16 protein-coding genes are annotated in these 21,143 nt (G+C 71.0%); 8 read left to right on the top strand and 8 right to left on the bottom strand.

All coding sequences use genetic code 11. From position 1 onward, the window contains the following. Positions 1–202 precede the first annotated feature (202 nt). Both mdh and ACXAHD_RS11170 read left to right on the top strand, forming a co-directional pair. Positions 203–1,153: a malate dehydrogenase gene (gene mdh / locus ACXAHD_RS11175; protein WP_281551802.1), complete on the top strand. Its 951-nt coding sequence runs from the start codon at positions 203–205 to the stop codon at positions 1,151–1,153. A 147-nt stretch (positions 1,154–1,300) separates the two neighbouring features. Continuing rightward, the gene (locus ACXAHD_RS11170) at positions 1,301–2,518 is read left to right on the top strand and encodes an NADP-dependent isocitrate dehydrogenase (protein ID WP_281551801.1); all 1,218 of its coding nucleotides are present in this window, start codon (positions 1,301–1,303) and stop codon (positions 2,516–2,518) included. A 269-nt stretch (positions 2,519–2,787) separates the two neighbouring features. Here the strand turns inward: ACXAHD_RS11170 and galT are convergent, their stop codons facing one another. The 4 genes from galT to cysC all read right to left on the bottom strand — a co-directional run bounded on the left by galT (position 2,788) and on the right by cysC (position 7,424). After that, positions 2,788–3,879, bottom strand: a complete 1,092-nt coding sequence (galT, locus tag ACXAHD_RS11165; protein ID WP_281551800.1) for a galactose-1-phosphate uridylyltransferase — start codon at positions 3,877–3,879, stop codon at positions 2,788–2,790. Positions 3,880–3,891: 12 nt separating this feature from the next. Next, positions 3,892–4,671 (bottom strand): DeoR/GlpR family DNA-binding transcription regulator, encoded by a 780-nt coding sequence (locus ACXAHD_RS11160; protein WP_281555718.1) that lies wholly within the window; start codon positions 4,669–4,671, stop codon positions 3,892–3,894. A gap of 130 nt (positions 4,672–4,801) precedes the next feature. Beyond that, complete coding sequence (locus tag ACXAHD_RS11155; protein WP_475050245.1) at positions 4,802–5,743, bottom strand: sulfotransferase domain-containing protein; 942 nt, start codon at positions 5,741–5,743, stop codon at positions 4,802–4,804. 151 nt (positions 5,744–5,894) lie between these two features. After that, complete coding sequence (gene cysC / locus ACXAHD_RS11150) at positions 5,895–7,424, bottom strand: adenylyl-sulfate kinase (RefSeq protein WP_281551798.1); 1,530 nt, start codon at positions 7,422–7,424, stop codon at positions 5,895–5,897. 259 nt (positions 7,425–7,683) lie between these two features. Here cysC and ACXAHD_RS11145 point away from each other — a divergent pair, with 259 nt between their 5' ends. The 4 genes from ACXAHD_RS11145 to ACXAHD_RS11130 are packed head-to-tail and all read left to right on the top strand — an operon-like array spanning position 7,684 to position 11,282. Continuing rightward, on the top strand, positions 7,684–8,607 hold the full coding sequence (locus ACXAHD_RS11145) for an ABC transporter ATP-binding protein (RefSeq protein ID WP_281551797.1): 924 nt from the start codon (positions 7,684–7,686) through the stop codon (positions 8,605–8,607). A 43-nt stretch (positions 8,608–8,650) separates the two neighbouring features. Next, positions 8,651–9,556, top strand: coding sequence for an ABC transporter permease (locus tag ACXAHD_RS11140; RefSeq protein WP_281555717.1), 906 nt, complete (start codon positions 8,651–8,653; stop codon positions 9,554–9,556). Next, entirely contained in the window at positions 9,553–10,563 is a 1,011-nt protein-coding gene (locus tag ACXAHD_RS11135; protein ID WP_281551796.1) for an ABC transporter ATP-binding protein, read from the top strand. Before ACXAHD_RS11140 ends, ACXAHD_RS11135 begins: the two co-directional genes overlap by 4 nt. A gap of 20 nt (positions 10,564–10,583) precedes the next feature. Then, on the top strand, positions 10,584–11,282 hold the full coding sequence (locus ACXAHD_RS11130; protein WP_123606025.1) for an ABC transporter permease subunit: 699 nt from the start codon (positions 10,584–10,586) through the stop codon (positions 11,280–11,282). Positions 11,283–11,458: 176 nt separating this feature from the next. Here the strand turns inward: ACXAHD_RS11130 and ppc are convergent, their stop codons facing one another. The 3 genes from ppc to ACXAHD_RS11115 all read right to left on the bottom strand — a co-directional run bounded on the left by ppc (position 11,459) and on the right by ACXAHD_RS11115 (position 15,889). After that, positions 11,459–14,368, bottom strand: a complete 2,910-nt coding sequence (ppc, locus tag ACXAHD_RS11125) for a phosphoenolpyruvate carboxylase (protein WP_281551795.1) — start codon at positions 14,366–14,368, stop codon at positions 11,459–11,461. 276 nt (positions 14,369–14,644) lie between these two features. Continuing rightward, positions 14,645–15,610 (bottom strand): endonuclease domain-containing protein, encoded by a 966-nt coding sequence (locus tag ACXAHD_RS11120; RefSeq protein WP_475050239.1) that lies wholly within the window; start codon positions 15,608–15,610, stop codon positions 14,645–14,647. A gap of 54 nt (positions 15,611–15,664) precedes the next feature. Further along, positions 15,665–15,889 carry a winged helix-turn-helix domain-containing protein gene (locus tag ACXAHD_RS11115; RefSeq protein ID WP_278173860.1) on the bottom strand — a complete coding sequence of 75 codons (225 nt, stop codon included), beginning with the start codon at positions 15,887–15,889 and terminating at the stop codon, positions 15,665–15,667. 212 nt (positions 15,890–16,101) lie between these two features. Between ACXAHD_RS11115 and ACXAHD_RS11110 the strand changes: the two genes are divergently transcribed. Beyond that, positions 16,102–16,473: a hypothetical protein gene (locus tag ACXAHD_RS11110; protein WP_281567257.1), complete on the top strand. Its 372-nt coding sequence runs from the start codon at positions 16,102–16,104 to the stop codon at positions 16,471–16,473. Between the two features lie 63 nt (positions 16,474–16,536). Here ACXAHD_RS11110 and ACXAHD_RS11105 read toward each other — a convergent pair whose 3' ends face one another. Next, complete coding sequence (locus tag ACXAHD_RS11105) at positions 16,537–17,280, bottom strand: cyclase family protein (protein ID WP_475050235.1); 744 nt, start codon at positions 17,278–17,280, stop codon at positions 16,537–16,539. A 152-nt stretch (positions 17,281–17,432) separates the two neighbouring features. Between ACXAHD_RS11105 and mfd the strand changes: the two genes are divergently transcribed. Continuing rightward, positions 17,433–21,137, top strand: a complete 3,705-nt coding sequence (gene mfd, locus ACXAHD_RS11100; RefSeq protein WP_475050232.1) for a transcription-repair coupling factor — start codon at positions 17,433–17,435, stop codon at positions 21,135–21,137. The last annotated feature ends 6 nt before the right edge of the window (positions 21,138–21,143 follow it).

Below are 21,143 nucleotides of genomic sequence, written 5' to 3'. Positions count from 1 at the left end.
TGCCCGGCTACCCGGTGTGGTTGTTTGACCCAATGTCGTCGATTTGGGGGAACGTGCCTTCCCCGCTGGGGAACGTCGGTCGGCGAGTCGACCGGCGTGGCGGGCGTGAGGTGGGTCTCCGGGCGCGCCCCTGGCCCGCTCAGCCGTTACCTGGCTGATACGGTCCCGTCAAATTCGCCCGGTAGCAGGGAGTGAGACGACAATGGGCAAGAAGGTCACCGTCGTCGGGGCCGGCTTCTACGGCTCGACGACCGCGCAGCGCCTGGCCGAGTACGACGTCTTCGACACCGTCGTGCTGACCGACATCATCGAGGGCAAGCCCGAGGGACTGGCCCTCGATCTCAACCAGTCGCGGCCGATCGAGGGCTTCGAGACCAAGGTCGTCGGTGCGACCACCGGGGTGGACGGCTCCGGCTACGAGGTGATTTCCGGCTCGGACGTCGTCATCGTCACCGCCGGCCTGCCGCGCAAGCCGGGGATGAGCCGGATGGACCTGCTGGAGGTCAATGCCAAGATCGTCCGCGGCGTCGCGGAGAACATCGCCCGGTACGCCCCGGACGCGGTGGTCATCGTGGTGTCCAACCCGCTCGACGAGATGACCGCGCTGGCCCAGATCGCCACCGGGTTCCCGCGCAACCGGGTGCTCGGCCAGGCCGGCATGCTGGACACCGCCCGGTTCTCCCACTTCGTCGCCGAGACGCTGGCGGTACCAGTGGCGACCGTACGCACGCTGACCCTCGGCTCGCACGGTGACACCATGGTGCCGGTGCCGTCACGGTGCACCGTGAACGGCAAGCCGCTGACCGAGCTGCTGCCGGCGGACAAGATCGAGGAACTGGTGGTCCGGACCCGCAACGGTGGGGCCGAGGTTGTCGCCCTGCTCAAGACCGGGTCGGCGTACTACGCGCCGTCGGCGGCGGCGGCCCGGATGGCCAAGGCCGTGGCCGAGGACTCCGGCGCGGTGATGCCGGTGTGCGCCTGGGTCACCGGGGAGTACGGCATCGACGGCGTCTACCTGGGCGTGGAGGCTGAGCTCGGGGCCGAGGGCGTCCGTCGGGTGGTGACCACCGACCTGACCGGTACGGAACTGGCCGCGTTGAAGGAGGCCGCCGAGGCGGTCCGGGCCAAGCAGGCGGACGTGGCCGACCTCTGAGCCGTACGGGCGTGACGATCGGGGTGGGCATCCAGGTGCCCGCCCCGACGTGTGCAGTGCCTCGTTCGTCCCGCCCGCTGCGCACCGCGTTCGGCAATCCAGTACGCTCGTACTGCTAACACGAGTTTCCGAGAGGAGCGCCGGTCGATGGCGAAGATCAAGGTAACCAACCCGGTCGTCGAGCTCGACGGCGACGAGATGACCAGGATCATCTGGAAGCAGATCCGGGAGCAGTTGATCCTGCCCTACCTCGACGTCGACCTGCACTACTACGACCTGTCGATCCAGTACCGCGACGAGACCGACGACCAGGTGACGGTGGACGCCGCGAACGCGATCAAGCAGCACGGCGTCGGCGTCAAGTGCGCCACCATCACCCCCGACGAGGCCCGGGTCGAGGAGTTCGGCCTCAAGAAGATGTGGCGCTCCCCGAACGGCACCATTCGGAACATCCTCGGCGGCGTGGTCTTCCGCGAGCCGATCATCATGTCGAACGTCCCCCGGCTGGTGCCCGGCTGGACCAAGCCGATCATCATCGGCCGGCACGCGCACGGCGACCAGTACAAGGCCTCCGACTTCGTGGTGCCCGGGCCGGGCACGGTGACCATCACCTACACCCCGGCCGACGGCAGCGCCCCGGTCGAGATGGAGGTCGCCAACTTCCCCGGCGGCGGTGTCGCGATGGGGATGTACAACTTCGACGAGTCGATCCGCGATTTCGCGCGTGCCTCGCTGCGCTACGGCCTGGACCGCGGCTACCCGGTCTACCTGTCGACCAAGAACACCATCCTCAAGGCGTACGACGGCCGGTTCAAGGACATCTTCGCCGAGGTGTACGAGGCCGAGTTCGCTACCGAGTTCGCCGCCGCCGGGATCACCTACGAGCACCGGCTGATCGACGACATGGTCGCCGCCGCGCTCAAGTGGGAGGGCGGCTTCGTCTGGGCCTGCAAGAACTACGACGGTGACGTGCAGTCGGACACCGTCGCCCAGGGCTTCGGTTCACTGGGGCTGATGACCTCGGTGCTGATGACCCCGGACGGCCGTACGGTGGAGGCGGAGGCCGCGCACGGCACGGTGACCCGGCACTACCGGCAGTGGCAGAAGGGCGAGAAGACGTCGACCAACCCGATCGCGTCGATCTTCGCCTGGACCCGGGGTCTGGCCCACCGCGGCAAGCTGGACGGCACTCCGGCGGTGACCGAGTTCGCCAACACGCTCGAGCAGGTCTGCGTCGAGACCGTCGAGGCGGGTCAGATGACCAAGGACCTGGCGCTGCTCATCGACCGTAACGCTCCGTGGTTGACCACCGACGAGTTCATGGCGGCTCTCGACGGCAACCTGGCCAAGCGGCTGGGCGCCTGAGCCCTCGGGGCTGAGCGTCCGAGCACTCGGCCGGCACCGTCACCGGACCCTCCGGCGAATCGTTGAACAGGGTGGACGTGGTGCCAGTCGCGTCCAAGGGGATCTTCCGGTGGCGGTCGCCCTGAGCAACATGACGCTGACGGTCGATCCTCGGCTGTGAACCAGCAGCCTGCCGTCCCTTCCCTGCGGGGGGCCCTGTCCCGGGCCCCCCGCAACCACGTCCGGCGCGGTCAGACACGTCGGGTCCGGTGGAACGCGTCCCGGCCCGGTCAGGCGTCGCGCAGCAGCGCCGCCGCCTGTTCAGGCCGGACGTCGTTGATGAACACGCCCATCGCCGACTCCGAACCGGCCAGGTACTTCAGCTTGTCCGCCGCCCGCCGGATGGTGAACACCTGCAGATGCAGGTAACCCAGCTCCCGTTCGTGACGCACCGGCGCCTGATGCCACGCAGCGATGTACGGCGTACCCTGCCGGCTGTCGAAGAGCCGGTCGAAGCGGCGCAGCACATCCAGGTAGAGCGGCCCGAAGGCGTCCCGTTCGGCGTCGTCCAACGCGGCGATGTCCGGCACCCGGCGGTGCGGCGCCAGGTGCACCTCGAACGGCCAGCGCGCCGCCGCCGGCACGTACGCCGTCCACCGGTCGTTGGCCGCCACCACCCGTACCCCGGCCGCCCGCTCGGCGGCCAGTACGTCCGCGTACAGGTTCTGCCCGCCGGTCGCCTCGGCGTGCCGTCGGGCGGCGGCCAGCATCGACCGGGTACGCGGCGGCACGAACGGGTACGCGTAGATCTGCCCGTGCGGGTGATGCAGGGTCACCCCGATCTCCACGCCGCGGTTCTCGAAACAGAACACCTGCTCCACCGCGTCCAGCGCGGACAGTTCGGCGGTCCGGTCGGCCAGCGCGTCGACGACGGTGCGGACCCGGGTCGGGGCCAGCGCGGCGAACGAGGTGCCGTGCTCGGCGGTGAAGCAGACCACCTCGCAGCGCCCGAGACCCGGCCGGGTCGGGGTGAACGGCGTACCACCGGGGTAGCCGGCCGTCCCGTCACCGACCCGGTCGCTCAGCGACGGGAACCGGTTCTCGAAGACCACCACGTCGTAGTCGTACGCCGGAATCTCACTGGACCGGCCGGGCCGCGACGGGCACAGCGGGCACTGGTCGGTCGGCGGCAGGAAGGTCCGGGTCTGCCGGTGCGCGGCGATCGCCACCCACTCGTCGGTCAACGGATCGTAGCGAAGCTCCGAGGCGGGCGGCGGGGGCGGCAGCTCCCGCCGGTCCGGGCCTTCCCGGACGGCGTCGTCCCGCTCGTCGAAGTAGAGGAGTTCCCGCCCGTCGGCGAGCCGTACCGCACTGCGTTTCACGGCGCTGAGTTCCTATCGGTGTGGGTCGGCGATCGACAGCTCGACGCCGTGTCCGGCCAGCACGTCGCGGGCCGGCGGGGGTAGTCCGGGGTCGCTGACCACCACCTGGGCCGCGGCCAGCTCCGCCATCGAGGAGATGCCCACGACGTCCCACTTGGTGTGGTCGGCCAGCACCACCAGGCGGGCCGCCGCCATGATCAACGCCCGGTTGGTGTCGGACTCCATAAGGTTCGGGGTGGTGTATCCGGCCCGTTCGCTCATCCCGTGCACACCGAGGAAGAGCAGGTCCACGTGCAGGTCGCGAAGGGCGGTCACGGCCACCGGACCGACCAGCGCGTCCGAGGGGGTACGCACCCCACCGGTGAGGATCACCGTCCGGTCGCCCCGACCGTCGCGGTAGAACACGTCGGCCACCGGGATCGAGTTGGTCACCACCGTCAGCCCGGGGACGTCGACCAGCCGGCGGGCGAGCTCCACCGTGGTGGTGCCGGCCGACAACGCCACCGCCCCGCCGGCGACGACCAGGTCGGCGGCGCGCGCGGCGATCGCCGCCTTCTCGGCCTGCTGCCGGGCGGACTTCGCCACGAACCCGGGCTCGTCGGTGGCCCCGGGATCGACCAGGGTGGCCCCGCCGTGGACCTTGGCCAGCAGCCCACGGTCGGCGAGGACGTCCAGGTCCCGGCGGATCGTCATGTCCGAGACGCCGAACTCGACGGCCAGGTCGGTGACCCGTACTCCGCCGGCGGCCCGGACCCGGTCCAGGATCGCCGCCTGGCGCTGCGGCGCGAGCATCAGCACCACGTCCTGCCTCCGCCGGCTCGCACTCAATCCAACAGATGCGAACACTATCGCGCAGGTGCGGCCGAACGGAAGTGCCTCCCCGGCCGGGTAGGCGACGAGCTCATGGCTGGGTGAAGCCGGGTCAGCGGAACGCTTCCGCCACCGCGCTGCGCCAGACCGGCGGACGGCCGAGCCAGTCGGTGAGCCGTGCGTCGTGCGGGGCGTAGTGGTCGGCCAGCTCCCGACGGGTACGGGCACCGGGCGGCTCGACCGGCAGACCGTCGGACGGTGCGCCGGGTGCTCCGTCGACCACGGCCGGCGAGTCCGTCGGCCGCGGCAGCCACGGCACCTCGTCCAGCCTCGGCAGGCCGAGAAAGTCCAGCACCTCGCCGTACACCCTGGCCGGTGTGGTCCACAGCCGTTCGGCCTCCACCAGGCAGATCCGCTCCCGACCCACCTGGCTGGCCAACCGGTCCAGGTAGGTGGCGTACTCGCCGCGCTGGCGGTACGCGTGGTGCTGGTGGGCGAAGCTGCGGTACCCGGCCTCTACGCCGAGGCGTTCCTCCTGCCCGCGTAGCCGCGCGGACTCCAGCGCCAGCGCCCGAGCGAACGACGGCTCCGGCTCGTGCCCGGCCAGCCGTTCCACCCGGAAGTGCGACCAGGCGCGGTCCACCGGATCGCGGACCAGTACCAGAAGCCGCACGTCCGGCAGGTCCCGGGCGATCCGCAGTGCGGCGTACGGGTGGTAGAGGTAGTAGGTGCTGGTCTCGAAGGCGCTGGCGGTGCCGCCGTGGCGTCGTTGCAACCGGCGGGCGGCGCGCTGGCGGGGGAAGTGCCCCCGGTACCAGTCGATGCCGCGCTCGTACGAGGTGTCGAAGAAGCTCACCCCGTCGCGCCGGGCCGCCCGCAGCACCAGCGGATGAGCGGCCAGCATCCGGTGCAGCCCGGCCGTCCCGCACCGGTGCCCGCCGCAGATCAGGAACGACGGCAGCACCCGGTTCGGGGCCGTCCACCGCCCGTACGACCAGGACCGGGTGGGCACGATCCGACGTAGCGGCTCGGGAATCCGACTGCGTAACGGCATGTCGCCTCTCCTGTCCTGCCTGGGCGGCTGTCCTGCCTGAGCAGCGTAAAACGCTATCTATCGGATAACGCTGCCGCTACCCGGACAAGCGTGGCCTCTCGGCTGACTTGCCGTCATCTGCAGAAAAGGCGACAAAGGAGGATGTCGTGGGTCAGGCCGACTTCAGTCGCGGCTCCACCCAACCCGTTTCGGTGAGGTGTTGCAGCACCGTCTGCACGCCCTGCTCGATGCTCATCTCACTGGTGTTCAGCACCAGGTCGGCATCAGTCGGCTCCTCGTACGGATCGTCGATCCCGGTCATCCCGGTCAGCTGGCCGGCCCGCGCCTTGGCGTACAACCCCTTGCGGTCACGGCTCTCGCAGACCTCCAACGGGGTCGCCACCCAGACCAGCAGGAAACCGGCTCCGGCGTCGTTCGCCATCTGCCGGGCCACCGCCCGGGCCTGGGCGTACGGTGCGATCGGGCAGCAGATCGCCACCCCGTGGTGCCGACCGACCTCGGACGCGACCCAGCCGATCCGACGGACGTTACGGTCCCGGTCCGTCTTGGAGAACGTCAACCCGGCGGAGAGCTCCCGGCGTACCACGTCCCCGTCGAGCAGCGTGACGGTCCGGTCGCCGCTCTCCCGCAGCGCGTCCGCCACCCCCCGGGCGATGGTCGACTTGCCGGAGCCGGACAGCCCGGTGAAGAACACCACCAGGCCACGGTGCCGGCGCGGCGGACGGGCCCGGGCCAGCTCGCGGGCCACCGCCGGCGGGGTGTGCCACTCCGGCAACGGAAAACCCCGGTCCAGCAGGTCGTCGATCTCCTCCTGGTCGAGCGCCAGCCGCCGGTTGCGCGGCGGGATGTCGTCGCGCCAGCGCCACTGACCGTCCCGGTTGTCGTAGGCCAACTCCCGGGGCACCAGCACCCGTGGGCCGCCGCCGGAGAGCATCTCGCCGGTGGACAGCAGATGGGTGACGCCGTACGCGGCGGCCACCCGGGCCCGCAGCAGCGCGTCCCGGATCTCGTCACCGCGCCGGGTCAACGGCACCGCGACCAGCGTCGCCGGTGGCATCCGGTCCCGGGCCGCGAAGACACTGCGGACCAGCACCTCCGGCGGCAGCCCGCTGACCCCGCCGTCAGCGACCGGGATCAGGATCAGCAGATGCGCGGCGAGGGTACGGGCGGCGTGCGCGATCTGGGCCAACTGCGGTCGGTGCAACGGGCGGTCGGCGATGACCCCGAGCACCCGTCCCGGGGGCAGCAGCGCGCGTACCTCCGCCGGGCTGCGCCGTAGCCGTTGGAACGGCCCGCCGGTGCCGTCGCCGAGCTGGCGCACCCGGCCGCCGACCGCTGAGAAGCCCTCCCGGCTCGGCCAGGCGTCGGTGACCTCCAGCGCGGCCACCGGCGCGCCCTCCGGGTCGGTGAGCACCAGGACCCGCAGCAGCGGATTCGTCAGATCGAGCCCGGCGACCAGGCCGGCCGGCACCTCCAGGGTGACCGGCACCGGCCACGCGGTGCCGTCGGCCAGCCGGCCGCGACTACGCAGCGAGGCAAGATCGGCCCGGGTGTGGAAGCCGGTCAGCGGGGCGTACGCCTCGGACAGGATCAGCTCAAGGTCGGCCAGCTCGAACGGCCGCGGCGTGTACGCCGGCGCGTCCCGTAGCACGTCGTCAGGCAGCACCCAGCCGTCGGTCATCACACCCCCCAAATGGATCGAACTCACAGTTTCGCAGCCGTCCGGCCGTCGGTCGAGACTGGCACGGCGAGTTCTGCCACCATCGCGGGATGTCGACCATCATCGCGGGATGTCGACGGCTCGCCCGGGGCCGAACCAGAGCAACGCTTGGCTTCGGGCTCGTGGTGTCACCCCTAATGGCAGGGCGTGGGTGCTCCTCAGGGAACCTCCAGGGGGAAACCCCATCCCACGACGTGCCGGCAGTCCATACGCTGGCCGGGTGACTCTCATCGCGACCGATGCGCTGACCAAGACGTACGGCGGGCGGGTGACGGCCCTGGCCGACCTGACCGTCGAGGTCCAGCCCGGCATCGTCGGCCTCGTCGGGGCCAACGGTGCCGGCAAGTCGACCCTGATCAAGATCCTGCTCGGCCTGCTCGCGCCGACCAGTGGAAAGGCCCGCGTACTTGGGCTGAACCCCGCCACCGACGCCGACGCGGTCCGTGCCCGGGTCGGCTACATGCCGGAGAACGACTGCCTGCCACCGGACCTCAGCGCCGCAGAGTTCGTCACCCACCTGGGGCGGATCAGCGGCCTGCCGCGCGCGGCGGCCCGGGAACGGGCTTCCGAGGCGCTGCGCCACGTCGGGCTCTACGAGGAGCGCTACCGGCAGATCGGCGGCTACTCCACGGGCATGAAGCAGCGGGTCAAACTGGCCCAGGCGCTGGTGCACGACCCGGATCTGCTGCTGCTGGACGAGCCGACAAACGGCCTGGACCCGGCCGGCCGCGACGCCATGCTGGCCCTGGTGCACCGGATCGGCACCGAGTTCGGCATCTCGGTGCTGGTCTGTTCGCACCTGCTCGGCGAGGTGGAGCGGATCTGCGACTCGCTGATCGCCATCGACGGCGGTCGGCTGCTGCGCTCCGCCCAACTGTCCGACATGACCACCGCCAGCGACGTGCTGGCGATCGAGGTCAGCGAGGGCACCGAGGCGCTGGCCGCCCGGCTGGCCGCGGCCGACCTGCCGGTCAGCCGGGAGGGCCAGCTGCTGCTGGTGCCCGCCGAGACCGGCTCCGACGCGTACGACCGGATTCTCACCGCGGTCGTCGAACTCGACCTGCCGCTGCACCGGCTCGACCAGCGCCGGCACCGGGTCGCCGAACTCTTCGCCACCACGGAGGACTCCCGTGTCAACGTCTGACCAGCTCACCGCCGCCCGTGGCAGCGGGCCGACGTCGGCCGGCCTGGCCGCTGCGGGCAGCACCTCGACCGCTGCGCCGGGCGGCGTCATCCACGACATCGGATACCAGCGCTACACCGGAGCCCGGCTCGGTCGCCGGCACGTCGTCGGCGCGCTCTACGCGCACAGTCTGCGTACCGCCTTCGGCCTCGGCCGCAGCGCCAAGGCCAAGATCTTTCCCTGGTTCATCGTCGGGGTGGTGGTCGTCGCCGCCGCCGGCCTGGTGGCCGTCCGCGCCCAGATCGGCCAGGTGCTGCTCAGCTACGCGCAGTTCGCCGACACGATGAGCTGGCTGGTGATCTTCTTCGTCGCGGTGGTCGCCCCCGAACTGGTCTCCCGCGACCTCGGCAGCGGTGTACTGCCGCTGTACTTCTCCCGGCCGCTGCGGCTCGTCGACTACCCGCTGGCCAAGTTCGCCGCACTGGCCACTGCCGTGTTCATGCTGCTCGGCGCGCCGCAGCTGGTGATGTTCCTCGGCGGCGCGTTCACCACCGACGCCGGCTGGTCGGGGGTGTGGGACGAGGTCACCGACCTCGCGCCGGGCCTGGCGTACGCCGTGCTCTGGGCGGGCGTGTTCAGCGCGATCGGCCTGGTCATCGCCTCGGTGACCGGCAAACGGGCGTTCGCCGCCGGCGGCGTGGTCGCCGTCTTCCTGATGACCACCCCGATCGTCGGCGTGCTGTCGGTGCTGCCGTCGGTCACCGCCAACCAGCTCGCCGGGCTGGCCGCCCCGTCCAGCCTGGTGCAGGGCACCGGGATCTGGCTGTTCCGGGACGCCCTGGTGACCGAGGCCGGCACCGGTCAGGACCTCGGCGGCTTCGGCCCGCTGTACGGGCTGGTCACCCTCGTCCTGATCGCCGGCTGCATCGCCGCCCTGATCGCCCGCTACCGGAAGGCGGCCCGTCGATGACCACCTCAACCTCGACCTCCAGCCCGGCCGCCACGCCCCCGGCCACGCCCGCCGCGACCGGCGCCACCGCCGCTACCGGCCCCGCCGGCCGCCCCGCCGCGATCGAGCTCGCCGGGGTGTCCCGCTGGTACGGCAACGTCGTCGCGGTCAACGATGTCAGCATGGCCCTCGGTGCCGGGGTCACCGGCCTGCTCGGCCCGAACGGTGCCGGCAAGACCACGCTGCTGCACATGATGGCCGGCTTCCTGCCGCCATCGCGGGGCACCGTCACCGTCGACGGCGAACCGACCTGGCGCAACCCGGGCGTCTACCGCAAACTCGGGCTGGTCAGCGAACGGGAGGCGGTGCACGGCTTCCTCACCGCGTACGAGTTCGTGCTGGCCAGCGCCCGGCTGCACAAGCTGGCCGACCCCGCGGCCGCCGCCCGGCGGGCGATCGAGCTGGTCGAGATGACTCCGGCGCAGGACCGGCGGATTGGCACCTACTCCAAGGGGATGCGCCAGCGCACCCGGGTCGCCGCCGCGCTGGTGCACGACCCGACGGTGCTGCTGCTCGACGAGCCGTTCAACGGCATGGACCCGCGCCAGCGGATGCACATGATGACGCTGCTGCACTCACTCGGCGACGCCGGCCGGACCATCCTGTTCAGCTCGCACATCCTGGAGGAGGTCGAGCAGGTTTCCGGCACCGTCCAGGTGATGGTCGCCGGCCGGCTGGCCGCCTCCGGCGACTTCCGCAGCATCCGGCGGCTGATGACCAACCGGCCGCACGTGTTCGCCGTACAGTCCAGCGACGACCGGGCCCTGGCGGTGGCACTGCTGCGCCACGACTCGGTCACCGGCGTCGACCTGCCCAAGGGCGGTGGGATCACCGTACGGGCCGGTGACTACGGCAGCTTCACCCGCGCCCTGCCCCGGATCGCGCTGACCGAAGGGATCCGGGTGCACCGCCTGCTGCCGTCGGACGAATCCCTGGAGAGCGTCTTCTCCTACCTCGTGGAGGCCTGAGAGCCGTGAACTCGACCGTCATGTGGATCACCGCGCGTGGGCTGTTCGGCCGCCGCCGGTTCCTGCTCCTGCTGCCGCTGCCGGTGCTGGTGATCGCCCTCGCCGTCCTGTGCCGGTGGCTCGGTGTCGCGCCGGGTAACTGGGCCCAGCCGGTCCTGATCGCGCTCGGCCTGGCCGTGGTGCTGCCGGTGGTGGCGTTGATCGTCGGCACCGGGGTGCTCGGTTCGGAGATCGACGACGGCACCATCGTGCACGTACTCAGCAAGCCGCTGCCGCGCTGGCAGATCGTGCTGCCGAAGCTCGTCGTCGCGTTCGGTGTCACCACGCTGACCGTCGCGGTGCCGCTGTACGTCGCCGGGGTGCTCGCCGAATCGGTGCGCCTCGGCCTGGCCCTGGCCGCCGCGAGCGCCGCCGGAGCGCTGGCGTACTCGGCGCTGTTCGTGGCGCTGAGCCTGGTCACCCGCCGTCCGGTGCTGCTCGGCCTGGTCTACGTGCTGATCTGGGAAGGGCTGCTGGGCAACATCGTCTCCGGCACCCAGGTGCTCTCCGTCCAGCAGTACGTGGTCACCTTCGCCGACCGGATGGCCGCCACGACACTGTTCGACGGCCAGGTGTCGGTCACCGTATCGGTGATCATGACCGCAGTGATCGCGGTGCTGTTCACCCTGCTCGCCATCGACCGGCTCCGTTCGTTCAGCGTGGCCGGCGAAACCAGCTGAACCCGACCGCACCGAGCGGCTCGCATCGGGGGTGCCCGGGGGGGGGGGGGAAGGCCCCCCCCCGCTTGTGGGAACGGACTCCGTCCCTCCTCTCTCTCTCCCCCCCCCCCCCCCCCCCCCCCGGCCGCGTCTGCCGTGCGCCAGCCCACCACGTCTGCGGTGCGCCGGCTCAGGTGTCAGCCGGTGTTGCGCATGCCGGCGGCGATGCCGTTGACCGTGGTCAGCAGGGCCCGCTCCAGCGCGGTGTTGTCGCTCGGCGCCCGCCGGGCACCCGGCGCGGTCGCCACCGTCCGCGTCGCCGCCCCCGAGTCGCGGTACTGCCGCAGCAACGCCACCTGCAGGTGGTGCAGCGGCTCCAGGTAGGTGTCCCGGACCGCGAGGGTGCGCTGCAGCACGTTGTTGTTCTGCAGCAGACTCGACGAGCCGGTGATCGCCAGCACCTCGCGTACCGTGCGTTCGTACTCCTCGGTGATCTTGTCGAAGATCGGCTGCAGCGGACCCGGCACCAGCGTCTCCACGTAACGCCGCGCGATGCTCAGGTCGGTCTTGGTCAGCATCATCTCGACGTTCGACAGGAACGTGCGGAAGAAGTGCCACTGCCCGAACATCTCGCCCAGCACGTCGGACAGACCGGCCTCGCGGGCGGCGGCCAGCCCGGAGCCGACCCCGAACCAGCCGGGCACGATCTGCCGCGACTGGGTCCAGCCGAACACCCACGGGATGGCCCGCAGCCCACCCAGCCCGGCGCCGGTGTTCGGCCGCTTCGCCGGCCGGGAGCCGATGTTGAGCGCGCCCAGCAGTTCGGTCGGGGTCGCCGCCCAGAAGTACGCCGGCAGGTCCGGGTCCTCGACCAGCGAGCGGTAGCAGCGGAACGCCGAGTCGGAGACCACGTCCATCGCCGCGTCCCAGTTCTCCAGCAACTCCAGCGGCTGGCGCGGCTCGGTGTGCAGCAGCGTCGCCTGCAGCACCGCCGCGACCGTCAACTCAAGATTCTCCCGGGCCAGGGCGGGGATCGTGTACTTGTCGGAGATCACCTCGCCCTGCTCGGTCACCTTGATCGAGCCGTCCAGGGTGCCGTACGGCTGGGCCAGGATCGCCTCGTGCGTCGGCCCGCCGCCCCGGCCGACGGTGCCGCCGCGACCGTGGAACAACCGCAGCCGTACGCCGTGCCGGGCCGCCACATCCCGCAGTGCCCGCTGCGCCCGGTGGATCTTCCACTGACTGGTGGTGATGCCGGCCTCCTTGTTGGAGTCGGAGTAGCCCAGCATCACCTCCTGCACCTCGCCGCGCGCGGCCACGATCGCCCGGTACGCCGGCAGCGACAACAGCTCGTCCAGCAGGTCGCCACCGGAGTCCAGCTCGGCCGGGGTCTCCAGCAGCGGCACGAAGCCGACCCGGGCCAGCCCGTTGTGCACGTCGACCAGGCCGGCTTCGCGGGCCAGCACCGCAGCGGCCAGCACGTCGTCGGTGCCCAACGTCATCGAGATGATGTACGACTCGACGACCTCCGGGCCGAACCGCTGCTGCGCCTCGCGGATCGTGCCGAACACGTTGAACGTCTTGCGCGCCGACTCGGTCAACGGAACGTCCATGCTGGACAGCGGTCGCCGGCCGGTCAGCTCGTCGGCCAGCAGCTTTGTCCGCTCGGCCCGCGACAACGAGTTGTAGTCGGTCACTTCGCCGACCCGGGCGTACATCTGGGCCAGCACCGCGTGGTGAGCCTCGGCGTGTTCGCGTACGTCCAGCGTCGCCAGGTGCAGACCGAACGCCGACACCGTGCGGATCGCAGACGCCAGTTTGCCGACCGCGGTCAGCTGACCCGAGTTGCGGGCCAGCGACGCCCGCATCAGCTCCAGATCGGACAGCAGCTCGTCGGAGCCGCGGTAGTCACGGCCCGGCACGTGCGCGGTGCCCCGGTTGAGCCGCAGCCGGGTGTTCGCCAGCTTCGCCTTCACGCACCGGGCCTTCAGCCGGTACGGCTCCTCCGCGTTGGTACGCCGGAACCGGGGCGCCACCTCGGGCAACGCGTCCAGGTCCTTGGCCAGGCTGGCCGACAGGTCCAGCGAGACGCCGCGCAGCCGCCGGGACACCGACACCTCGTTGATCAGCGCGTCCATCGCCTCGTCGGTGGCCTGGATGCCGTGCTCGTGCTGGATCATCAACACGTCCCGGGTCACCGCCGGGGTGACGTACGGGTTACCGTCCCGGTCGCCGCCGATCCAGCTGCCGAAGGTCAACGGCCGTGACGTCGGTGAGGTTTCAACGCCCAATCTGCGCAGCGTGTCGGCGAGGTCGTCGAGTACCTGCGGGGCGGCGTCGGCGTACAGGTCACGCAGGTAGTAGACGGCGTTACGGGCCTCGTCGGTCGGGTCCGGGCGGTCCAGCCGCAACTCGTCGGTCTGCCAGAGCAGATCCAGCAGCTCGGCCAGGCGCCGGCTGCTCGACGAGGCGTGTTCGCTGGCCCCGTACAGCACCGCCTCGGACATCTCCACGTCGAGCTCGTCGGCGACCGCCCGCAGCTTCGACAGGATCGACCGGCGGGCCGCCTCGGTCGGATGCGCGGTGAACACCGGGCGTACCGCGAGCCGGCGGGCGGCGGCGGCGATCTCGTCGGCCGACACTCCGCGAGCGGAGATCAAGGTCGCGGCCTTGTCCAGCCAGCCACCCTCGGTGGCCCGGCGGCGGCGCAGGTCCCGGGCGCGGTGCACCTGCTCGGTGATGTTCGCCAGGTGGAAGTAGGTGGAGAAGGCGCGGGCCAGCTTCGTACCCGTCGTCACGTCCATCGCGGCGAGCCGGGCCGCGGCCGCCTCGGCGTCGCTCCGTACCTGGGTACGGATTTCCTCGACCAGGTCGAGCAGCGGCTGGCCCTCCTGCCGGGCCAGCGTTTGGCCGAGAAGGGTGCCGAGCCGGCGGATGTCGGCCCGCAGCGCCGCGTCCGGCCCGTCATGATCCTGACCGCTGCCAGCAGCATCGGTGCCGGCCTGCGTGCTGCCGGCCTGGGTGGCGCCGGGTTGCTGGGCGTTTGCGGGTTGGGTGGCGGCGAGTTGCTGGGCGTCGGGCATCGGGTTTGCGGACAGCTCAGTCACTGGGCACTCCTCACGCGAGTACGAAGGACGGCGCTGTCCGACAACTTGGATGTTATCGGCCGTCCCCCCGGCCACGGGGAAACTGGTGAGTCTTGTCTCAACGTTCGGCGTACCGTCCCGAAATGTCCCTATAAAACCCCTCCCGCTGCTTGCGCCTACTGCGCTCTTCGGAGCTTCTGCTTCTCTTGTCCGTTGTCTGGGCGAGGTCGGGTCCACGCTCTGCAAGATCATGTGAGCGCTATGGACGTCTCGGCGACCCTGAGACGTCCATAGCGCTCACATGATCTTGGCGTCAGCTGTGGTCGGCGACCGTCCGGCGATCGCCCGGCGGACACTATGAGCGAGCTGTTCTTTTTGTCGGAGCACCTCGTCGGCCGTGCAGCGCACCACCAACCAGCCGGCCGCCTGCAGCGCGTTGTAGCGAGTCACGTCCCGGCGGAAGGTCATGCGTTCCCGGTGGTGGTCACCCTCGTATTCGATGGCGATCCGCCACTGCGGGTAAGCAAGGTCGACGCGGGCGATGAAGCGGCCTCGCGATCCGGGGCGCGCTGCCGACGACGCCACCCCCGGCGGCGGAAGGCGCACCTCGTACTGTGGGGTCGGGCGAGGCAGGCCGGCGTCGTGCAGTAGGAGCCGGAGCCGTGACTCCATCGGCGACTCGGCCAGCGGCTCGGCGAGCGCGACGAGTCCGCGCAGTTGAGCAACGAGGCGCGCACCCGCTTTGGTGTCGAGGTAGCGGGTGAGGGCCTCGCGGCTCAGCAGGCGCCGGTGCAACATGGCGTCGAGTGCGGCGAGTGCGTCGGCGCGGGGCAGCAGCCTGCCCAGATCAAACGCGGTGCGCACCTCGGTGGTCATCGGTATGTCGTTGAACAACGTCGTGACGTCGGTCGGAGCGAGCGTGGCGTAGGTGACCGCGATTTGTCGGTTGGGTTTCGGTCGAGTCGATCGGGGCAGGGTGACGTGCACCGGGCTGCGGCGGGGAAGCAGGTCGACACCGCAGAGGTACGCGGCGCTCAGCCCGCTGATCGCCCCGCCGATCGGCAGTTTCACCGCGACCGCCTCGCACCACATCCGGTGGTCGTCGGGGTCGTACGACGCTGCCTCCACGTAGACGTCGGGAAGCAGCCGTTGCCAGGCAGGGCCGCGGAGCATCCGCCAGGTGATCAGGCCAGCAGCCACCGCTCGGCTGCCGGAGAACGGGGCGAACCTCAACTCGCGGGGGATTCTGGCGGCGACCGGCATCGGCAGAGCCTGCCGGCCAGGAACGACTTCCCGCTGCCCCGGCGGCCGGTTACGTCACCGATCCGACTGTTCCCGCACGAAGACACCTTCGCCTTGGCGGCCTTCGATCAGACCTTCGGCCTTGAGGATCAGCAGAGCCGTCCTGACCGAGCCGTACGACACGCCGTAGTGCTCGATGAGCCCTTGCGTCGTCGGCAGCTGGTCACCGGGTCGTAGCTCGCCTGAGCGAATCTGGGCTCGGATGGCGGAAGCCACCCGTTCGTACTTCGGCGTGGTCATGTCGGTTGGTCTCCCTGGCTCGCAGCGCCAAGTAGACCACTGAAGATCGACAGCGTCTATCACGTCGACAGTGTCGACAATGTCGACGCTCTGTCGTAACCTCGGTACTGCTCTCCTTGGATCGCAACCGGGTGGAGCAGGACATTGTAGGCGGCCCGGGTGGAGTTGGCGCGCCGTGATCCCGGGCCTTGACCGGGAAGGACCCCCGGCCCATGAGCAATCTACCGAAGCGTGCCCATCCGCCGTGGTGTCTGCGCGGCCTCGACTGCGCCACCACGCCCGACAGCGCCGCCTGGCACTCGTCTCGCCTGCATCGCGTCCCGGCAGCGGAGCACCCCTGCCTGGACGTCGCCGTCGGCCGCTGGCAACTCGACCCGGCCGAACCAGCGCAGGCGGCCCGAAGGCAGCCGACCGGCGCGACCGGTACGGCGGCGGTGCTGGCTGGCGGCGTACTACTGGAATTTCGGCTCGGTGGCGCCGTCGACCAGTGGCCGGTCGACGGCGCGCAGGCGCTCGCCCTGACCCGGCTCATCCCGCGACTGCTGCGCGACGACGTCGCGCCCCGACGCCGCCGCGCAGCCTGACGAGGTGCCGGCTGACGGTCGAGGCCGGCGCGTCGCCGGTCGGCGACCGTAGGTTCAGTACGGTCAGTCGACGATGGTGTACGCGTGGACCGGCGCGGTGTCCAGCCCGGCGAACATCGGCGGTACGGCGCTGAACCGGAACCCGTACGCCGGTAGCTCGCCGAGCCCACGTAGGTGCTCGACGATCGGGATCCCGGCGGCCAGCAGGATGCTGTGCGCCGGCCGGGCACCGTTGGCCGAGGGTGCGGTGTCGTCGATGTTGATCGAGTCGATGCCGACCAGGGCAACCCCGGCCGAGGCCAGCAGCTCCGCCCCGTCTGCCGTCAGGTACGGGTGGTCCGGGTCGGCGTACCGCTCGGTGCCGAAGTGTGCCGACCAGCCGGTGTCCAGCAGCACCGCCCGCCCCGCCACCGCGCCGCCGGCGGCCGTACCGTCGCCGGCGGCCGTGTCGCCGACGACGGCAGCCCCGGCCAGGTGCGGGCGCAGCAGCGCGGCGTCCACCGCTCGCGTCGAGGGCGGCACCCGGACCACCACGCCGGGGAGATCAGCCAGCTTTTCCAGCGGCAGCCCGGCCAGGTCCGCCCCGTCGGACCAGCGGTGCGACGGGGCGTCCAGGTACGTGCCGGTGTTGCCGATCATCGTGATCTGGTTGATCCGGAACGTGGTGCCGGCCGCGTACCGCTCGGCCGAGGCCTCCCGGCTGAGCCACTCGGTGATCGCCGGGGCGGGTAGTCCCGGATAGGTGACCATGCCGTCCCGGACGACGTGGCTGAGTTCGACGAACCGTTTCTTGGTCGGTGTGCCCATGTCCGGCGAGGTTAGTGGGTGAGGGCGGATCGGTGGGCGGATAGGCTGGTAGGCCTGACCCCCCGCCCGGACCGGGCGTGGGGTTGTCGTCGCGTGCGCGCCGCCGAAGCGCGCACCACAGCAAGGCGTATCCCACCGCGAAGGTTGTGATCATGACCGCGCTCGCCGGCCTGCTCAGCGCCGCCCTCGCCGATCCCGCCCTGACCCGGGTACGGGATCTGGCCAAGATCGCCACGCCGGAAAAGGACGGGTTGGATGTCACCGCGCCGCCGGCGCTGCGTCCGTTCACCGTCGCGGCGGTGGCCGCCGAGGCGCAGGCGGGCGGGGCGGGGCGACCGGTGCTGGCGGTCACCGCGACCAGCCGGGAGGCCGACGACCTGGCCGCCGCCCTCGGTGACCTGCTGCCGGCCGGCCAGGTGGCGGTCTTCCCGAGCTGGGAGACGTTGCCGCACGAGCGGCTGTCGCCCCGCTCGGACACTGTCGGGCGGCGGCTGGAGGTGCTGCGCAGGCTCGCCCATCCGGATGCCGAGTCGGCGCGCGGGGTGACCGGTGCGCTGCGGGTGGTCGTGGCCCCGGTACGCTCCGTGCTGCAGCCTCAGCTCAAAGGGCTCGGTGACCTGGAACCCGTCCAGCTGGCACCGGGACGGGCGGCCAGCCTGGAGGAGGTCGTCGACCGGCTGGTCTCGATGGCGTACGCACGGGTCGACCTGGTCACCAAGCGCGGTGAGTTCGCGGTTCGCGGCGGCATCCTGGACGTGTTCCCGCCGACGGACGAGCACCCGTCCCGGGTCGAGTTCTGGGGCGACGACGTCGAGGAGATCCGTACCTTCGCCGTCGCCGACCAGCGCACCATCGAAGCCGTCGACCGCCTGTGGGCACCGCCGTGCCGCGAGTTGCTGCTCACCGAACCGGTCCGGCGGCGGGCCACCGAGCTGGCCCAGCAGCACCCCGAGCTCGGCGAGATCCTGGACAAGCTAGCCGAGGGCATCCCGGTCGAAGGCATGGAGTCCCTCGCCCCGGCCCTGCTCGACGGCACCGACAGCATGGAGCTGCTGCTGCACTGCATGCCGGCCGACACGCACGTACTGCTCTGCGACCCGGAGCGGATCCGCACCCGGGCGCACGATCTGGTCCGTACCTCGGCGGAGTTTCTCGAGGCCAGCTGGGCTGCGGCCGCCGTCGGTGGCCAGGCCCCGATCGACCTGGGCGCGGCCGCTTTCCGCGCCCTGGCCGAGGTACGCGCGGTGGCCGCCGCGCTCGACCAGCCGTGGTGGACGCTGTCCCCGTTCGGCCTGGCGGAAGCCGACAGCGCGACCGACCCGGCGTCTGACGTCGCGCCGTGGGAGGACGCGCTGGCCCCGGTGAGCGTCAGCCCGGACGTCGGGGACGCGATGGCCTTGGCCGCCGTCCCAGCGCCGCTCTACCACGGCGAGACCGCGCGGGTCGTCGACGACCTGTTGCGCTGGACCGGTGACGGTTGGTCGGTGGTGCTGGTCTTCGAGGGGCACGGGCCGGCGCAGCGCTCGGTCAGCGTGCTGCGCGACGCCGGGCTCGGCGCGACCCTCACCGAGACCGTGCCAAACGCGCCGAAAGCCGGCGAGCTGATCGTCACCTGCGGCCGGGTCGGCAACGGTTTCCTCGCCGAACGGGCCAGGCTCGCCATCGTCACCGGCGCCGACATCAGCGGCGGCCGGGGCGCGTCCACCAAGGACATGCGGAAGATGCCGAGCCGGCGGCGCAACACCATCGACCCGTTGGAGCTGCGCGCCGGCGACCACGTCGTGCACGAGCAGCACGGCATCGGCCGCTACATCGAACTGGTGCAGCGCAAGGTCAACGGCGCCGACCGGGAGTACCTGGTCATCGAGTACGCGCCGGCCAAACGCGGCCAGCCCGGCGACCGGCTGTTCGTGCCGACCGACCAGTTGGACCAGCTGTCCCGCTACGTCGGCGGGGAGCAGCCGACGCTGCACAAGATGGGCGGCTCGGACTGGCAGAAGGCCAAGACCCGGGCCCGTAAGGCGGTCCGGGAGATCGCCGCCCAGCTGATTCAGCTGTACGCGGCCCGCAAGGCCGCCAAGGGGCACGCGTTCGGCCCGGACACCCCGTGGCAGCGGGAGCTGGAGGACGCCTTCCCGTACACCGAGACTCCGGACCAGCTGGCGGCGATCGACGAGGTCAAGGGCGACATGCAGCAGTCGACCCCGATGGACCGGCTGATCTGCGGCGATGTCGGTTACGGCAAGACCGAGATCGCGGTACGGGCGGCGTTCAAGGCGGTACAGGACGGTAAGCAGGTGGCGGTGCTGGTGCCGACGACGCTGCTCGCCCAGCAGCACTACAACACGTTCGCCGAGCGGATGGCCCAGTTCCCGGTCGAGATTCGGCAGCTGTCCCGGTTCCAGACCCCCAAGGAGACCGAGCAGACGCTGACCATGGCCGCCGAGGGCACCGCCGACATCGTCATCGGCACCCACCGGCTGCTGCAGTCGGCCACCCGCTTCAAGGCACTCGGGCTGATCATCGTCGACGAGGAGCAGCGGTTCGGGGTGGAGCACAAGGAGCACCTGAAGTCGCTGCGCACCTCGGTCGACGTGCTGACCATGTCGGCGACGCCGATCCCGCGCACCCTGGAGATGGCGATCACCGGCATCCGGGAGATGTCGACGATCGCCACCCCGCCGGAGGAGCGCCACCCGGTGCTGACCGCCGTTGGAGCGTACGACGACAAGCAGGTCGCCGCCGCGATCCACCGCGAGCTGCTCCGCGACGGCCAGGTCTTCTACCTGCACAACCGGGTCGAGTCGATCGACAAGGCGGCCCGGCGGCTACGGGAGCTGGTGCCGGAGGCGCGGGTCGCGGTGGCGCACGGTCAGATGGGTGAGGACGCCCTGGAGAAGGTGATGGTCGGCTTCTGGGAGAAGGAGTTCGATGTCCTGGTCTGCACCACGATCGTCGAGTCCGGCATCGACATCCCCAACGCGAACACGCTGATCGTGGAGCGGGCCGACCTGCTCGGCCTGGCCCAACTGCACCAGATCCGGGGCCGGGTCGGTCGGGGTCGGGAGCGGGCGTACGCCTATTTCCTCTACCCGCGCGAGAAGCCGTTGACCGAGCACGCGCACGAGCGGTTGTCCACCATCGCCCAGCACACCGAGTTGGGCGCCGGCATGTACGTGGCGATGAAGGACCTGGAGATCCGGGGCGCCGGCAACCTGCTCGGCGGCGAACAGTCCGGCCACATCGAGGGCGTCGGGTTCGACCTGTATGTGCGGATGGTCGGCGAGGCGGTGCAGAACTTCAAGGGCGAGGCGCCCGACGACGCCGAGGCCGCCGAGGTGAAGGTCGACCTGCCGGTCGACGCGCACCTGCCGCACGACTACATCGGCGTGGAACGGCTTCGCCTGGAGATGTACCGCAAGCTGGCCGGGGCCCGCGACGCCGCCGCGCTGCAGGAGGTCGTCGCCGAGATGACCGACCGGTACGGCGAACCACCGGCGCAGGTCGGCAACCTGGTGGCGGTGGCGCGGTTCCGGCTGCTGGCAAAGGCGTACGGGCTGACAGACGTGTCGATGCAGGGCAAGCATGTCCGGTTCGCCCCGCTGGTGCTGCCCGACTCGAAGCAGCTGCGGCTCAGGCGTTACCACCCGGACTCGGTCTACAAGTCGGCCGCCGACCAGGTCAGCGTGCCCCGGCCGACGACCCGGCGGATCGGCGGCGAGCCGCTGCGCGACCAGGCGCTGCTGGACTGGTGCGCCCAGCTGCTGCGCGACGTGCTCGGTGACCCGCCGACCACGGGTGTCGTACTGTCGACGGACAGTGCCCGGGTCGGTGCACCGGCCGGTAGGGGTGCGTGAGAGAGT

It is taken from the genome of Micromonospora sp. ABR4_055 (genome assembly GCF_056160425.1).
This window is presented reverse-complemented; position numbering and strand designations above follow the sequence as displayed.

Coding starts and splice junctions, on each gene's coding strand:
- ACXAHD_RS11130 (WP_123606025.1), top strand. CDS start 10,584: ATGTGGATCACCGCGCGTGGGCTGTTCGGCCGCCGCCGGTTCCTGCTC.
- mfd (WP_475050232.1), top strand. CDS start 17,433: ATGACCGCGCTCGCCGGCCTGCTCAGCGCCGCCCTCGCCGATCCCGCC.
- ACXAHD_RS11160 (WP_281555718.1), bottom strand. CDS start 4,671: ATGCTCGCGCCGCAGCGCCAGGCGGCGATCCTGGACCGGGTCCGGGCC.
- ACXAHD_RS11170 (WP_281551801.1), top strand. CDS start 1,301: ATGGCGAAGATCAAGGTAACCAACCCGGTCGTCGAGCTCGACGGCGAC.
- ACXAHD_RS11115 (WP_278173860.1), bottom strand. CDS start 15,889: ATGACCACGCCGAAGTACGAACGGGTGGCTTCCGCCATCCGAGCCCAG.
- ACXAHD_RS11155 (WP_475050245.1), bottom strand. CDS start 5,743: ATGCCGTTACGCAGTCGGATTCCCGAGCCGCTACGTCGGATCGTGCCC.
- mdh (WP_281551802.1), top strand. CDS start 203: ATGGGCAAGAAGGTCACCGTCGTCGGGGCCGGCTTCTACGGCTCGACG.
- ACXAHD_RS11120 (WP_475050239.1), bottom strand. CDS start 15,610: ATGCCGGTCGCCGCCAGAATCCCCCGCGAGTTGAGGTTCGCCCCGTTC.
- ACXAHD_RS11110 (WP_281567257.1), top strand. CDS start 16,102: ATGAGCAATCTACCGAAGCGTGCCCATCCGCCGTGGTGTCTGCGCGGC.
- ACXAHD_RS11105 (WP_475050235.1), bottom strand. CDS start 17,280: ATGGGCACACCGACCAAGAAACGGTTCGTCGAACTCAGCCACGTCGTC.
- ACXAHD_RS11135 (WP_281551796.1), top strand. CDS start 9,553: ATGACCACCTCAACCTCGACCTCCAGCCCGGCCGCCACGCCCCCGGCC.
- cysC (WP_281551798.1), bottom strand. CDS start 7,424: ATGACCGACGGCTGGGTGCTGCCTGACGACGTGCTACGGGACGCGCCG.